This window comes from Fulvivirga lutea, from assembly GCF_017068455.1.
GTDB lineage: Bacteria > Bacteroidota > Bacteroidia > Cytophagales > Cyclobacteriaceae > Fulvivirga > Fulvivirga lutea.
In genome coordinates this window covers 2,224,985-2,239,877 of sequence record NZ_CP070608.1, presented here as the reverse complement: position 1 = coordinate 2,239,877, position 14,893 = coordinate 2,224,985, and the positions used below count along the sequence as shown (strand labels likewise).

General features: G+C 36.3%; 13 protein-coding genes. 7 read left to right on the top strand and 6 right to left on the bottom strand.

The window, feature by feature from the left end:
* Window positions 1–104 precede the first annotated feature (104 nt).
* Complete coding sequence (locus JR347_RS10135; RefSeq protein ID WP_235689631.1) at window positions 105–914, top strand: M48 family metalloprotease; 810 nt, start codon at window positions 105–107, stop codon at window positions 912–914.
* On the opposite strand, the gene JR347_RS10130 is transcribed toward JR347_RS10135, so the two are convergent.
* On the bottom strand, window positions 911–2,284 hold the full coding sequence (locus JR347_RS10130; RefSeq protein WP_205720491.1) for a S41 family peptidase: 1,374 nt from the start codon (window positions 2,282–2,284) through the stop codon (window positions 911–913). The genes JR347_RS10135 and JR347_RS10130 overlap by 4 nt on opposite strands.
* A gap of 164 nt (window positions 2,285–2,448) precedes the next feature.
* On the opposite strand from JR347_RS10130, the gene JR347_RS10125 reads away from it, so the two are divergent.
* The 5 genes from JR347_RS10125 (at window position 2,449) to ade (ending at window position 8,517) form a co-directional block, all read left to right on the top strand.
* On the top strand, window positions 2,449–3,906 hold the full coding sequence (locus JR347_RS10125) for a hypothetical protein (RefSeq protein WP_205720490.1): 1,458 nt from the start codon (window positions 2,449–2,451) through the stop codon (window positions 3,904–3,906).
* Between the two features lie 66 nt (window positions 3,907–3,972).
* The gene (locus JR347_RS10120) at window positions 3,973–5,055 is read left to right on the top strand and encodes a sensor histidine kinase (protein ID WP_205720489.1); all 1,083 of its coding nucleotides are present in this window, start codon (window positions 3,973–3,975) and stop codon (window positions 5,053–5,055) included.
* Window positions 5,055–6,104, top strand: coding sequence for a histidine kinase (locus tag JR347_RS10115; protein ID WP_205720488.1), 1,050 nt, complete (start codon window positions 5,055–5,057; stop codon window positions 6,102–6,104). The genes JR347_RS10120 and JR347_RS10115 overlap by 1 nt, the downstream gene beginning before the upstream one ends.
* A complete protein-coding gene (locus tag JR347_RS10110) occupies window positions 6,104–6,871 on the top strand; it encodes a LytR/AlgR family response regulator transcription factor (RefSeq protein WP_205720487.1) in 768 nt (255 codons plus the stop codon). Before JR347_RS10115 ends, JR347_RS10110 begins: the two co-directional genes overlap by 1 nt.
* A gap of 20 nt (window positions 6,872–6,891) precedes the next feature.
* Window positions 6,892–8,517: an adenine deaminase gene (gene ade / locus JR347_RS10105; RefSeq protein WP_205720486.1), complete on the top strand. Its 1,626-nt coding sequence runs from the start codon at window positions 6,892–6,894 to the stop codon at window positions 8,515–8,517.
* On the opposite strand, the gene floA is transcribed toward ade, so the two are convergent.
* Both floA and JR347_RS10095 read right to left on the bottom strand, forming a co-directional pair.
* Entirely contained in the window at window positions 8,495–9,418 is a 924-nt protein-coding gene (gene floA, locus JR347_RS10100) for a flotillin-like protein FloA (protein WP_205720485.1), read from the bottom strand. The genes ade and floA overlap by 23 nt on opposite strands.
* A gap of 136 nt (window positions 9,419–9,554) precedes the next feature.
* Window positions 9,555–10,823 carry a hypothetical protein gene (locus JR347_RS10095; protein ID WP_205720484.1) on the bottom strand — a complete coding sequence of 423 codons (1,269 nt, stop codon included), beginning with the start codon at window positions 10,821–10,823 and terminating at the stop codon, window positions 9,555–9,557.
* Window positions 10,824–11,046: 223 nt separating this feature from the next.
* Here JR347_RS10095 and JR347_RS10090 point away from each other — a divergent pair, with 223 nt between their 5' ends.
* The gene (locus JR347_RS10090) at window positions 11,047–11,784 is read left to right on the top strand and encodes a carboxypeptidase-like regulatory domain-containing protein (protein ID WP_205720483.1); all 738 of its coding nucleotides are present in this window, start codon (window positions 11,047–11,049) and stop codon (window positions 11,782–11,784) included.
* A gap of 8 nt (window positions 11,785–11,792) precedes the next feature.
* Here JR347_RS10090 and JR347_RS10085 read toward each other — a convergent pair whose 3' ends face one another.
* From JR347_RS10085 to JR347_RS10075, 3 genes are read right to left on the bottom strand one after another with little or no spacing between them, the layout of a single operon-like run.
* Window positions 11,793–12,542, bottom strand: a complete 750-nt coding sequence (locus JR347_RS10085) for a LytR/AlgR family response regulator transcription factor (protein ID WP_205720482.1) — start codon at window positions 12,540–12,542, stop codon at window positions 11,793–11,795.
* 4 nt (window positions 12,543–12,546) lie between these two features.
* Complete coding sequence (locus JR347_RS10080; RefSeq protein WP_205720481.1) at window positions 12,547–13,557, bottom strand: sensor histidine kinase; 1,011 nt, start codon at window positions 13,555–13,557, stop codon at window positions 12,547–12,549.
* 31 nt (window positions 13,558–13,588) lie between these two features.
* On the bottom strand, window positions 13,589–14,851 hold the full coding sequence (locus tag JR347_RS10075) for a hypothetical protein (RefSeq protein WP_205720480.1): 1,263 nt from the start codon (window positions 14,849–14,851) through the stop codon (window positions 13,589–13,591).
* Between the last annotated feature and the right edge of the window lie 42 nt (window positions 14,852–14,893).

The window sequence follows — 14,893 nt, the reverse complement described above, 5'->3', positions numbered from 1 at the left end:
CTCATTAAGAAATACTATTAATTACTAACAATAAAAACCCTCATGTTGGATCAATATTTGTTTAGTGCTTTCAATACCTTTGAAAATGAATTAAATTTGATGTTATGATGAAGATATTACGATACTCACTTAGTGCTATAGTTCTGTTCGGCATGATACTTTTCAGTGCCTGCGATGAAAATAATAATCTGGTCTTGTTTTCAGTGCAAAATGATATTGATTTAGGAGCACAGGTAGCGGAACAAATTAATAATGACCCGCAATACGTTAAGATGGCTCGGGCTGATTATCCTGAAGCTTATAGCTATCTGGACGCCATGGTTAATGAGATTTTGGATAAGGGCGATGTTGCTTATAGAGAAGAATTTGTTTGGGATGTAACTCTACTGGAAGGTGATGTATTAAATGCCTTTGCTACACCTGGAGGCTACATTTACGTATATACAGGCCTAATAAAATACCTTGATAATGCCGATGATCTTGCAGGCGTTATTGGTCACGAAATTGCACATGCAGACCTAAGACATACCAGTAGAAATTTACAAAAGCAATATGGGGTGCAAATTTTACTAAGCATCATTTTAGGAGAAAATGCAAGTCAGTTGGCGACAATTGCTGGTCAAATAGCAGGTTCTGTGGCTGGGCTAAGTTTCAGCAGAGAATTCGAATCTGAATCAGATGCAAGAGCCGTAGAATACAATGCTAATACCATTTATGCTTGTGATGGTGTGAAGAACTTCTTCCAAAAGCTGGAAGATTCAGGACAAACTGGTGGTACACCTGAATTCTTAAGTACACATCCAAGCCCTGATACTCGTATAGCGGATATTGTTGCCAAGGCACAAGCTCTTTCGTGTGATACAGATTTACTGGCAAATTCAGGATATGCAGATTTTCAAGCTAGCTTACCTTAATTATTGTTGATTAATTCTTGAGCTACACTCAACTCAGCATCAATCCCTTCCATGAACTGTTCTCTGGAAGGGATAACTTTTTTATGTGGTATAGCTCCACGATGTTGAGAAGTATCATAGCCATTAGCTGTTTTATAACACCACATAGGTATGGCTACTTCTATCTTGGAATTGGGTAATGTTATTCTGTCCGTACTACCACTTGTATTGCCATTATAACCGCCACCTGTTTCCTCTCCTATTAATACTCCTCGACCATTGTAGTGTAAAACAGAGACAACATCTGCGCAGGTTGAAAAACTATTGCCATTTATGAGCACATATAATTTTCCATTGAAAGCATTTTTATTGGGCTGCCAAATTGAAAGTCCTTTATGTGAAGTCATGTAACGTTTACCGTCACGGTTAACTATTCTTCCATAACTGCTATAATCTTTTGTGACTGTAATCGATTCAAAGTATTTGAAATCTTTATCCATTAAATAAGAAACTAACGTAGCGCCATAGTTATCATCTCCACCTCCATTATCGCGAAGGTCTAATATCAAATTCTCAACATTATGCGATTGAATCTTCTTAAATGTTTCATCCAAGAAATCGTAATAGTCATAACCGGCAGAATTCAGCTCACTGCTACCAAAGGTTGAAATTCTTAATATGCTATATGCTTCATGATTATTTAATGACAGTTCAGGCTCATTGCTATTGCTTTCAAATAGCGTGGCCACTTCTTCCATAGAGAACCCTGGAAACTCCTTCTTTATTTCATTTCCATTGCCATCAATTAATAAAACTTCGTAATGTGTCACTGTTGGCTCCACATACAAAGGGTATCGATATCGGAAAAGAGCTTCTGTAGACCTGAACTTGCCTGTTAGGTTATTACCATCTGTTGCGACATGAGGAAAAATTAGGTTGTTTATTTCTGAAATTGACTTTCCATTAATTGAGATTATTTCATCACCTCTGTTTATGCCATCCATTAAACTTTTGGAAATAAATAACCGATCACCCAAGTATTTTACATTAAACGGTAAGTATCGAAACGTAGAAAAAATCGAATCAGAAATGGCTGGCGGCATTCTCATTCTTGTATGCCCACACTTAACAGCTGCTGTAAGAGCTGTAATATTCTGTACTAGTTCTACATAACTTCCATCACTATAATTTGAAACTATTCGATTACAAATAGTATTAAATTCTTCTTTGGATTGATGCAGGTATAAACCAGCATGATATTTCTCCAAATTCAATTTCAAATATTCGACATCTTCTGCATATTCTTCTGGACTTAATTTTTGTGCCGGACTTTCACATCCACTTACTATTAATAATGGCAGAATTGCACAGTAATACATTAGAATTTTCATGTTGATTTATGACGCAAATGCGTGCAATGGGTTAGGTTTTTTATTTTATCGGTAAGTCAGCTACAATTCACTACATTAATTCTACAATTCAATACATCTAATTATAAAGTGTAGAAACATAGTGAGATAATTGTTTCGTAATAAGAGAAAACAACAATAACAACATGAATACAATAGGTCAAAAACTCAAATTAATAGGTCTTGTTTTAATTCTGGCGGTCAACCAGAGTTATGGGCAATTAACAATTCATGAGTCCGAAAAATATGATGCAGATGCTAAGAGTGGAAAGTACCACTCTAAGTCTGTGTCATTTAGCGGCTTAAAAAGTTTCGAACTCGAATATAGGGGCGAAATTAAAGTAAATAGTAATGACACCGATGTGACAGACATCTCGGCAGGTGGCTATTTGGAAATCAGCAAAACAACCTTTGGAAGTAAGCGCGCCATTGTTATCGAAAAAAAGGAAGGAAAGCTGGTTAAGGAATATTACGAAGGTAGACAACGCGTAGCGTTCGAACCAGATGGTAAAAACTGGTTAGCTGAAATTCTACCTGATATTGTTAGATCAAGCCCAATTGCCGCTGAGGATAGGATAAATCGCTATTTCAATCAAGGTGGCGTAAGAGCCGTAATGAATGAAATTTCTAGGCTTGATGGCAATCACGTTCAAAACGTATATGGAAAAATCCTCCTAAGTAAAAAGGATCTCACCAAAGACCAGCTGAAGAACAGCCTTGTTGAGCTCTGCAAAGAAATTTCCTCCGATTATTATAAGTCTTCTTTATTGAAGGATGTTGCCGATAGGTTTATCAAAGACAAAGAATTGAGTTTTGCCTATTTTGAAGCTGCTTCAAGAATAGATAGCGACTATTATGCCTCTACTATTTACACAGGAGCTATAAAAGAGGTAGAACTAACAGATGAAATTCTGGCCAAGATTGTAGAGGCTTCTAAAAATATAGGCTCAGACTATTATCATGCTACGGTATTAGAAGAAGCACTTGATATGCGTGATCTTAACGACTACCGAATCAGCTTAATCATAGCTTCTACTGATGACATCGGTTCTGACTATTATCAGGCCCAGGTGTTGAGTAAAGCAATGAAAACAAGAGGTTTATCTGACAAATCTTTCAACTCCATTGTAAATGCAATTGGCAACATTAATTCGGATTACTACATGGCTGAAGTATTTGAAGAAATGTTGAATAACAAAATAAAAGGTATAACTGCCAAAACTGTAGCCGAGTTACTAGACGAACACATGAGTTCAGATTATTACAAGGCAGCCGTACTCTCTAACATGCTTAAGAAACAAGAGCTTACTCTCGAAGCGATAAAAGAAGTGGCCAACACAATTAGCAATATGGGTTCTTCCAATTATGCCTGCGAGGTGATAAAAGACGGTGCAAAAAACACTCGCTATGATAAAGCAGCACTCATTGAATTGATAAGAGCCTGTGAAAGTATAGATAGTGATTATTACGCTTCTGAAGCTTTGCAATCTTTAGCAAGTCAGGTAAGAAATTCTGACGAAGATGTGAAATCTGCTTACCGTAGTGCTGCAAAATCAATTAGTTCAGACACTTACTATGGTAGAACTGTAAAGGCTATCGACTAACTCTTAATAACAACCCAGCATGCCAGGCTTCACAGTCATAAGAATTATGACTAATTTAAACCAGGCATGCAATTACCACTCAACTCACTCGTGACACTCGTTAATAAGCTAAAAATTAGCTTGCTTGCAAGCACAATTAGTGGTACTGCTGTATTCTACTTTTTACATTATAGTGAAACAGCCAACATTCCCGATCTCAGGCATACTTACCTGTGGCTTGTGTATTTTATTGTAAATGCTAATCTGATAGGGGTAGCTCTCGTATACGGCAACAAACTATTAGATAAGCGAATTAGCTGGGTGAGTAATTTATCTTCGAGGCTCACAGCTGGTTTGTTTTTGAATATTGCTGTTACCTATTTGGTTGTATTAGTAGTTGGGGTATTGTCAAAACAATTCGGGCTATTTGAAAGTGAGTTGATGAATGCGATGAAAGTAAATACCGACTTTCTGAGTAAACTTTCAATCATACTCCTTATTTCAGTGGTAATATTTACCATATTCAATTTTGCCTTTTACTCATATTTCCATTACACCTATTCTCAAGTGGAAAGTGCAAAAGCACAGCGCAATTATCTAGAATTACAATTTGACACGCTCAAAAGCCAATTGAGTCCACATTATTTATTTAACAGTCTGAATACGATATCTTCCCTTGTATTTAAAGATGCTAACCTAGCAGAAGACTTTATTAGGAGATTGGCAAATACATATCAATACATCCTTAAAAACAATACGAAAAAGTATGTTTTGTTAAAGGAAGAAGTGGATTTTGTAAAATCCTATAATTACCTACTTCAGGTTCGGTTTCAAAGTAACCTAAAACTTGAAATTAATATTCCGGACAATATAATGGATTCTAAAATTCCACCCATCACGCTTCAACTGTTAGTTGAAAATGCTGTAAAACACAATGTAATTACCGAATCTGAGCCATTATATATCTATATAGGTGCTACTGACAACACATACCTGAATGTCATTAATACGAAAACTACAGTCCCATCAGCTATTAAATCATTCCAAGTGGGGCTGAGTAATATTAAAAAGAGATATGAATACCTTACCAAGGATAAAATCAGAATCATTGACGATGCAAAGTATTCTGTTGCATTGCCAGTAGTTAAAAACCATGAAAAAATAACCTGATGAAGAAGTTGATAATCTATAACGGTTTCTTCCGGCTGCTAATACCGCCATTAACTGGTATAGTTATTTACTTATTAATTCTATTGTTGAATAATGAGGTTAGCAACCTCAGTGACATATTCATTGGACAAGAAGTGTACGTATGTATCGGCATGGCCTACCTGGTTCTTGAAGCATTGAGACTATTCTCTTTCACTTTTGAAAAATTTATTAATAATATTCTTCTTTTCATTATTACCAGCACACTCATAGGAGTGGCTATAACTACTATTAGCGTTTCTGCTTATTTCAATTATGTGCTGGAATTTAGCATTGCGGATAATCAGCTTCTCATATTCAACACTACGTTTGGTTTCTTCAGTCTGCTTTATAATCTACTTTTTGTGAGTCAAATTTATTTGCATAAGCAGAATAAAAACCGACTGTTAGAAGAGAGGTTATTGACAGAAACATTGGAAAGTGAATTCAATCAATTTAAGAATGAAGTAAATCCGGATCTTTTATATGATAGCCTAGAAACATTGATAACACTTGCTCACAAAAATGTTGAAGAAACGGAGGACTATATCGATCAATTATCTCTTGTTTACCGCTATATTTTGAGCCATAGAAAAGTGGAATTTGTAACCATTGAAGCAGACCTGAAAGCGGCAAATTCTATCGTTTATCTGCTTCAAAGCAAACATCAAAATGCCATTTCAATTACTGAGGAATTAGACGAAAATATCAAAGAGACGTTGATTATTCCGGGTACTTTGCCCAACCTAATCGAAAATATTATCCGAAGCACCATTATTTCCAGCGATTCACCTCTGGCAATCAAAATTTTATTTGACAGAGAAGAAAAATACCTTGTTGTTGAACATAAAACCAATGAGCGGCTGAATCAATCTCAATCAAATTTTAAGCGAAGCCTGGAAGAATCTTATACCATATACAGCGATAAGCCCGTGATAGAGATTATCGCTTATGGCATAAATTATTTTAAAATACCTTTGTTAGAAGTAGAAATTAACGTCTCTTCAGAAAAAGAGACCATTGAGGAATAATGCAGGCAGTAATTATAGAAGACGAAAAACCAGCAGCTGAAAAGCTTGAGCGCTACCTTCAAAGGTTACCTGAACCTGTTTCGGTCATTAATATTCTTCAAAAAGTATCGGATAGTGTAGAGTGGTTAAAAGGCAATCAGGATAGTATTGACATAATATTCATGGATATTCAGCTTTTAGATGGAAAAAGCTTCGAAATATTTAATCAACTAAAAGTATACAAACCCGTAATATTCACCACTGCTTTTGATGAATACGCATTAGAGGCTTTTAAAGTAAATAGTATTGATTATCTCTTAAAACCAATTACCTATCAGGACCTGGAGAGTTCCATTAATAAACTAAAAAACTTAAAGGCAAATTTACCAGGCAGCCAATCTCATGTTAATTTGAATGAAGTTCTTGCTCAACTCCAACAGAAAACATTCAAGACAAGGTTTATGGTTAAGCTGGGTGAACATATTCGGTCTGTGGCCACCAAAGATGTAGCTCTGTTCTATGCTGAAGGTAGAGATGTTTATTTGGTTACTAACGAGAACAGGAAGTTTATCATAGACTATAAACTAGAAGAACTGGATGATATGTTAGACCCGAAAGATTTTTATCGGGCCAATCGCTCTTTCATTTTAAATATTGAGGCCATCACCGATGTTGTTGTTTTCTCCAACAGCAGGCTAAAAGTATTTACTAAAATAGATTTAGATAGAGAAGTTATTGTCAGTCGTGAGAAAGTAAATAGCTTCAAAGAATGGTTTAATGATCAATAGATAAGGCTTACTTTCACTGAATGAAGATAATCAAAGGAAAGGTTGTAGACATTATTAATAAAACCATTTTCAATGGCGAGTTGGCCGTAGAAGATGGTTTTATCACTCACATCCAAAAAGTTGACGAAGAATTTTCTCAGTTTATCATTCCAGGCTTTGTAGACGCTCATGTACACGTTGAAAGTTCCATGCTCATCCCTTCAGAATTTGCTAGGTTGGCCGTTTGCCATGGAACAGTTGGCACCATCTCCGACCCACATGAAATTGGCAATGTCCTCGGTAAGGATGGTGTTAGATTCATGATTGATAATGGAGCTAAAACACCATTTAAATTTTACTTCGGTGCACCCTCTTGTGTTCCGGCAACAACCTTTGAAACAGCCGGAGCTGAAATTACTGCGAGTGATATTGAGGAGATTTTCTCATGGCCAAACGTGAACTATTTGGCAGAAATGATGAATTATCCAGGCGTTCTACATACCGATTCTACGGTAATGGATAAAATAGCCATCGCTAAAAAGCACAATAAACTGATTGATGGGCATGCCCCAGGGCTTAGAGGTGAAGATGCTAAAAAGTATATCTCGGCAGGTATTTCAACCGATCATGAGTGTTTTACAAAAGAAGAAGCTCTGGACAAACTCCAACATGGGATGAAAATTATCATTCGTGAAGGAAGTGCGGCTAAAAATTTTGAAGCTTTATGGGAATTGATTGATGAATACCCTGAAATGGTCATGCTTTGCTCTGACGACAAGCACCCAAACGATTTGGTAGTTGGTCACATTAATAAACTAGCAGCTAGGGCTATTGCCAAGGGTTGTGATTTGTTTAATGTCTTAAGGGCAGCATCCTACAATCCAGTTAACCATTATAAAATGGATATTGGCCTGCTCCAAACTGGTAACAAAGCTGACTTTTGTATAGTTGATAATCTCAAAGACTTCAATGTTTTGTCGACATACATTGATGGAGTTGAAGTTGCCAAAAATGGCACGTCCGAGTTTTCTTCTATAAAGGAGGAAAACCTAAATAATTTTCATTGTTCGCCTATTTCAGAAGTTCAAATTCAATTAAAAGACGAATCAAATTGTGTAAAGGTAATTGTGGTAGATGACGGACAACTCATTACAAAGGCCGCCACTTCAGAATTGAAATCGATAAATCGAAATCTTCAACCTGACATCACCAATGACATACTTAAAATTGTGGTGGTAAATAGATATAATGGCGCTCCACCAGCAGTAAGTTTTATTAAAAATGTCGGATTAAAAAAAGGTGCCATAGCTTCCTGTGTCGCACATGACAGTCATAACATTGTAGCCGTAGGAACCAATGACACAGACATTTGCAAAGCAGTTAATTTGATAATTGAAGCTAAAGGTGGAATTTCTTTAGCCGATGGAGAGAATAGCAAAATTCTTGAACTCCCCATGGCCGGCATTATGTCCGCAAAAGATGGTTACGAAGTAACCAAACACTATGAGGAAATTGACAAAGCTGCTAAAGGGCTAGGCACGAGTCTAACCTCACCTTTTATGACATTGTCATTCTGCGCTCTGTTAGTTATTCCTGAGCTTAAATTAAGTGATAAAGGGTTATTTGACGCTAATACCTTTAGCCTTACTTCTTCTTACTCGGAGTAAGAGGCTTTGGTGGAGCAAATAGAGTCCCATTTCTAAATGCTTGAGACATTGCTTGAGGCACCAACGCCTCTGCTTCAATTACGAGTGCTTTTGCTTCCTGTACTTTGGCAATCCACTCTTGCTCAAGTGCCACAGCCATTGCTCTTTTTTCTTCTGCTTTAGCCTTGGCAATTTTCAAGTCGGCTATTGCCTGATCTATTTGTAAGCCCGCACCAATGTTATGACCAATATTAATATCAGCTATATCAATTGACAATATTTCATAAGCTGTACCAGCATCCAAACCATTCGCTAAAACTGCTTTTGAAATACTTTCAGGATTTTCCAATACTTCTAAATAGCTTTTGGTAGTACCTATACAAGAAATAATACCTTGCCCTACTCTGGCTTTAATCGTTTCTTCGCCTGCACCTCCTACTAACCTCTGTAAATTCGTTCTCACAGTTACTCTTGCTTCAGCAATTAATTGAATTCCATCAATTGATACACCTGTAATTGAAGGCACAATAACCACATATGGCGTTACAGAAACCTGCACTGCATTAAGCACATCTCTACCTGCCAAATCAATAGCAGTAGCTTGTTTAAAGGAAAGATTCAATTGGGCTTTATCCGCCACTATGAGAGCTTTTATTACTGCAGTTAAATTACCATGAGCAAGAAAATGGGTTTCCAATAAATTAGTAGTGACCCCGGTTAAACCAGCTTTTGTAGCTGTAATCATAGAGTTAACAATCAACCCTGGAGGCACTTTTCTGAACCTCATAAATACCAGATCAAAGAGATTTACGCTTACTCCGGAGAAAAGGGCTGTTATCCACAGATTGATAGGGAAAATATAGAAGAAAAGCCATAATCCAACGGCCGCAATGACAATATAAATAAGAAAAGTAGTGGCCATTAGCTAGTGTATAATTTAATGCCATCCAAGTTAACTCAACTTTTCTATCATTTATTACAAAAGGCTTTATTTTTTTAAATCAAAAAAGGTATCCGCCAGCTGGCGGATACCTTTTAAGTTTTTACTGCTTAGTTTACTAGTTGAATGAAACTTCCTCCACTTTTTCCCAAACAATGTAAGTGGGGTTGTTCTTATCTTGGAACACTAAGATTCCTGTATTCTTATCCGTTACATCTTGTGATTCACCAAGATTAAAAGTCTCACCATTTTTTAGTGTGATACTACTGTTATCATAATTTTTAGGAGCAATTTTACTAATGCTTCTAAATGGTATTACATACTCTATATCATCATTCATGCCCTGAACTACTTCATAGTTGTACTCCTCATCAAGATCAAATATTAATTTTCCTTTTAAGGTTTGACCATCTGTAGTTTTGACAGTACCTGTAATCTCATTCTGATCTTTGAAGCTATCGTAAGACTTAGGTTTTTCATTCACTGAAATAAAAGTTACTTTCTTGAATTCTCTCCAAGGAATATCCACCCTACCTAGTTTTTCGCTGGTTACAACAATACCTCTATTATCAGAATTTACATCGTTGCTGCCCCTTAACTCCATTTCACGACCTGACTTAAGCACTACAACGCTTCTAAATCCTTCTCTTTCAATCGACTTTAAATTGCCGAACTCAATTGAAACATCTCCATCTTCAGTGTCTCCGTCCAGCTTGTCAGTGCTCACTCTTTCGTCATGATCCCACTGCACGAAACCTGTAAATGTTCCTCCATAAGTTTCTACCGTGCCGTATAGTGGTTCACCAAATTTGTCGTTAAGTTTTGATGGTGTACTCATAAACTCCACTATATCGATTCTTGACCAGTCTAGTTTAATTTCACCTATTTCTTTATCTCTGATTTTAACATCAGTAGCTACATCATTATAACCTTGACCATCTACTTCAAATTTTTGACCGTTTTGAAGTACCACTTCAGCTCTTTCTCTACCAGTGGGTCTCACCGATTTTAAATCGCCAAACTGGCAAACAAACTGATGCTGATGCTTATTATTGTTGTCATCCCAATTTACGTTGAACCAGTTTCCAAATTTATGTTCCCAACGGTCGCCCCATCTTTCGCCCCAACTTGTGTGAGAACGATAGTAGCGCTCCTCCAATTGATCCATCTCATCTCTGGATAGATATTTTAGATTGTTGTTTTCTTCTTTGGCTGCATTGAACATGTCCGTCCAGTATGCTTCTTCTTTTCCCCATCTGATTGGGCCTTCAAAAGTTTTACCATCTATGGTAGTAACCTTTCCATAAATAAACCCCTGGTCTTGTGCCGTAGCTACAGAAGCTAAAAACACAAGAACCAGAGCGAGAATGTTGTTAGTCGTTTTCATAATCATTTGTTGTTTTTTGACCTTTTGTTGTTTTGAGTTTATGACATTGAAAGTGCCATTGATGACTCAAATATGAGAAGCTTAACCACACATTAATATAGAAACCTGATGAGTCGGACTATGATACTACTGAATCGGGAATAAGGAGAACTGAATAATTAACTCATCTTGGTTAATCATTCCATTAAGTCATTTATTTTAGCCAAATTATAAATCATTAATAATGAGGATAATTCTATTTATATTTTTTGCCTTTACACTTTCAACAAGTGCTTTCACACAAAATAAAATTCATGGGAGAGTTTTAGACAAAGAAACAGGTGAAGCAATTAAAAACGTGAATATCGTTATAGCTGGAACGACAAACGGAACAATCACAAACTCTAATGGAGAATTCCACTTGGATTTAAAAGAGAATAAAGCACAATTAGTTCTTTCTCATCTTACCTACCAAAAGTTAAATATTGTACTTAATTCAAAAAAGAAAGTACAAAATATTGAATTAAATAAAGCCACGTACCAGATGGAAGTAATAGACATAGGATTATCTAGTTATTCTGGCCCTAGTGAATTCAAAACCCAAAAGGAAGATACCTTCAACAAAAATCTCAACGACAAAATTGATAGCTACACTAGTAAAGAAATTAATATAATTGAGGATTTCGCAGAGTTTCCAGAGGGTTTGGAAAACCTAAAAGCATTCTTTGGTATCAATTTTAGATATCCTAAATCAATTATTACTCAATCCGCAGCTGGTGTGATTTACATAGTGATTAAAATTGATGAAAATGGTCTTGTAAAACAAGATCAAATAATAGTTAATGGGGATGGGGATAAGAATGAGATCAAAAATGAAGTTGAGCGCCTCCTGTCAATTATGCCTAGATGGTACCCTGCTTTCCAAAGGGGTGTTGCAGTACCCATTAAAGTCCTTATTCCTTTAAAATATTCAGTAATTTAGAAGAAAAATCACTGATCCAACCACTTCTTAAACTCTGGTGTACGTTCGGAGCTTATTACAATTTCATCATCAGCTTCCGGTGTTAGATTTATCTTGATCCTTCCTTTAAAATAAGGGTGTATCTCGCTGATGGCTGAGAATCTGGTAATGTATTTTCTATTGGCTCTAAAAAATAATTTGGGATCAACCTGTTGATCTACTTCTTCCAATGTTTGATCATACGGATATTTTTTGCCATCCTGCGCAACAATATAGGTGAGTTTATTCTGACTGAAAAAATAAGCAATCTTATCAACAGGTACAGCTAATATTTTTTGTCCTGTTTTAATCATAAACCTCGATTTATACTCCTTCTGTTGGTTTTGGATGGCAGCGATCAACTCATCAAACGGGACATTGGCTGGTTGATTATTTTTGATCTTGCCTAGCGCCTTTTCCAACTTTTCTTTTTGCACCGGCTTCAACAAATAATCCACACTGTTTACATCAAATGCCTTAATTGCATATTGATCATAGGCCGTTGTAAAAATCACTGGATTAGAATAATCGATCTGATCAAAGATTTCGAAGCTGATACCATCAAGTAATCGGATATCGCTAATCACCAAATCAGGATTAGGGTTCTCATTAAACCATTCCAAAGCACCTTCAACAGATTTCAGGGTAGTAAGTACCTCAATGGTAGAATCAATTTCTGAAAGTAAGCTTTCAATTTTCTTACCTGCTAATGATTCGTCTTCGATGATTACTACTCTCATGATTCTATATAGTTTCTAATTCCAGCAAAGGTACCTTCACCGTAAATTCAGTTTCCGTTTTGTCAGCAATAACTTCTGAATTGGTGAAATGGCTATATCTCTTTTTAATATTTTCAATTCCACTACCATTTTCATCCACCAGCTCTTTAGGCTTCAGGTGAAGTGTATTATTTACAATGAGATAATCATCTTCTGATTTAATAGATATCCTGAGCGGTCGCTTTTCGCTAATGACGTTATGCTTTATCGCATTTTCCAGAAGCATTTGAATAGTTAACGGAGGGAGCATTTTGGATAATGCTGTTTTCTGTACGTTCAACTCAAACTGTACATTTTCTTCAAATCTTGTTTTTAGCAAATAGATGTATGAATCAATTACTTCCATCTCATCTCGTAATTCAATGAGGTCTTCATCTTTAGTTTTAAGGATAGACCGGTAGACATCTACGAATTTATCCAAAAATACCTTCGACTCTTTTGGGCTATAATCGATAAGTGATGAAAGGATATTGAGATTATTGAATAAAAAATGTGGGTCTAAATGACTCTTCAGATTATCCAGTTGAAACTTGAGTGTTTCTTTTTTGAACTGTTCAGTTTGTAATTCTGACTTTTGCCACGATTTTAAAAAATGGAAACTGAAGTAAATAGAGAATAGCGGTATGAAAATTACAATTCCATATGCGTTGGTTACTGCCAGCTGAACATCAGTAGGTGGCTCATTGGTTAACAACAGTTTAAAAGCCAGATAAGCAACATTAATAATAATCAATGAATAGATTACACCTAAAAAAAGATGAGCTATCAATCTTCTCGCTCCAAACCTCAGCCAGGGCAGCTTCTTGTCGAATAGGTAAGAAATAAGCCCATTACCTCCAATTAAAAGTGCCAGAACGGCTAACATCCAGCCTATCGTATAATACACATCTAGCGGAGCATCCGTGTAATAAAGATACCCGCCTATTATTGCTACTAAGCAGGTAACGATTATTAAGATATAGTAAAATTTTTTCAATGGACTGTGTTTCCTCAATTACTAAAATAGGCTATTCAAAGACAATTTCAGTAACATTCTTCCATTCTACGTACTCAGGCGTGCTGCTCCCATCAGTATATATAAGCAAGCCGGAATTATCAGCTGAAACATCGCGCTGATCTCCTAATAGAAGTTCTTTGCCATTTCTTAATACCACTGTTGAGAAATTATAGTTTTTGGGAGTGATACTCTTGATGTTTCTGAATGGTATTTTATATTCAATTTCATCATCCTTTCCTTCTAACAATTCAACTTCTAACGTTTCATCCAAGTCGAACACTATTTTACCGGAGACCTCACCACCCCTGTATTTCAATACTTTACCTTTTAATCCTCTAGGTGTAGTATAATTTGAGTAAGGTTGTCCTGTACTTTTAGCTTCTTCAAAATCAACCCTTACAAAATCCCTCCAGGAAACATCGATTTTACCAATTCCATCAACTGCAATAAGAATACCTCGGTTTCCGTCATTCACATCATTCGAACCAGTCATGTATAACTCACGTCCTGATTTAATATTTACAACACTACCACTGCCTCTTCTTTCTATAGATTTAATGTTGCCAAAAGCGATGGAAACATCTCCATCCCGTGTATCCCCATCTAACTTTTCCGATGAAAAACGCTCGTCATGATCCCATTCTATGAAACCTTCAAAAGTACCTTTTCTATACGTTTCTACTTTGCCATATAATGGCTTTCCAAATCCATCTTTTAAGTTTTTAGGGGTTGGCAGAAATTCCACTTTTTCCATCCTGTCCCAATTAATGCCTATTTTACCTAACTCAGCATCAATAACTTGTATTTCTGTACCCACATCATTATAACCACGGCCACTCACCTTATACTCCTCACCATTTTTGAGCTTAACAGTTACACGATCTCCACCATAGTTTCTAATCTCCTGAATATCACCGAACTGTAAGCTTATTTGATGTACTGTTTGAGCTTTGTCTTCCCAAATAGAAGATATTCTCCAGTCGATGTCTCTCCACGAGTCTTTATTTTTCTCTCTGTATCGATCTAGATCCCTGCCGTAAGGGTTTTCTATTTTAGCTGCGTTGAAATGATCATGCCAGTAGGCCTCTTCATCTCCCCATCTAATTTGCCCTTCATACTGATTATCTCTCGTATAGACCTTACCATACATGTAGCCTTCAGTATTTTGAGCGATCAAATTGGTGGTAGCTATAAGAAGTGCAACTACCAAACCTATGAATAGAAGAATGTTTTTCCTCTTTCTTTCTACAAATTCAATTATGCTGTCAATCATTTCCATACTGCTAATAACTGAAAAAGAGAGCTTAGCGGACAT

What these genes read in the sequence shown, in the direction of transcription:
- JR347_RS10135 (WP_235689631.1), top strand. Translation starts at nt 105, where the DNA reads ATGATGAAGATATTACGATACTCACTTAGTGCTATAGTTCTGTTCGGC.
- JR347_RS10130 (WP_205720491.1), bottom strand. Translation starts at nt 2,284, where the DNA reads ATGAAAATTCTAATGTATTACTGTGCAATTCTGCCATTATTAATAGTA.
- JR347_RS10125 (WP_205720490.1), top strand. Translation starts at nt 2,449, where the DNA reads ATGAATACAATAGGTCAAAAACTCAAATTAATAGGTCTTGTTTTAATT.
- JR347_RS10120 (WP_205720489.1), top strand. Translation starts at nt 3,973, where the DNA reads ATGCAATTACCACTCAACTCACTCGTGACACTCGTTAATAAGCTAAAA.
- JR347_RS10115 (WP_205720488.1), top strand. Translation starts at nt 5,055, where the DNA reads ATGAAGAAGTTGATAATCTATAACGGTTTCTTCCGGCTGCTAATACCG.
- JR347_RS10110 (WP_205720487.1), top strand. Translation starts at nt 6,104, where the DNA reads ATGCAGGCAGTAATTATAGAAGACGAAAAACCAGCAGCTGAAAAGCTT.
- ade (WP_205720486.1), top strand. Translation starts at nt 6,892, where the DNA reads ATGAAGATAATCAAAGGAAAGGTTGTAGACATTATTAATAAAACCATT.
- floA (WP_205720485.1), bottom strand. Translation starts at nt 9,418, where the DNA reads ATGGCCACTACTTTTCTTATTTATATTGTCATTGCGGCCGTTGGATTA.
- JR347_RS10095 (WP_205720484.1), bottom strand. Translation starts at nt 10,823, where the DNA reads ATGAAAACGACTAACAACATTCTCGCTCTGGTTCTTGTGTTTTTAGCT.
- JR347_RS10090 (WP_205720483.1), top strand. Translation starts at nt 11,047, where the DNA reads ATGAGGATAATTCTATTTATATTTTTTGCCTTTACACTTTCAACAAGT.
- JR347_RS10085 (WP_205720482.1), bottom strand. Translation starts at nt 12,542, where the DNA reads ATGAGAGTAGTAATCATCGAAGACGAATCATTAGCAGGTAAGAAAATT.
- JR347_RS10075 (WP_205720480.1), bottom strand. Translation starts at nt 14,851, where the DNA reads ATGATTGACAGCATAATTGAATTTGTAGAAAGAAAGAGGAAAAACATT.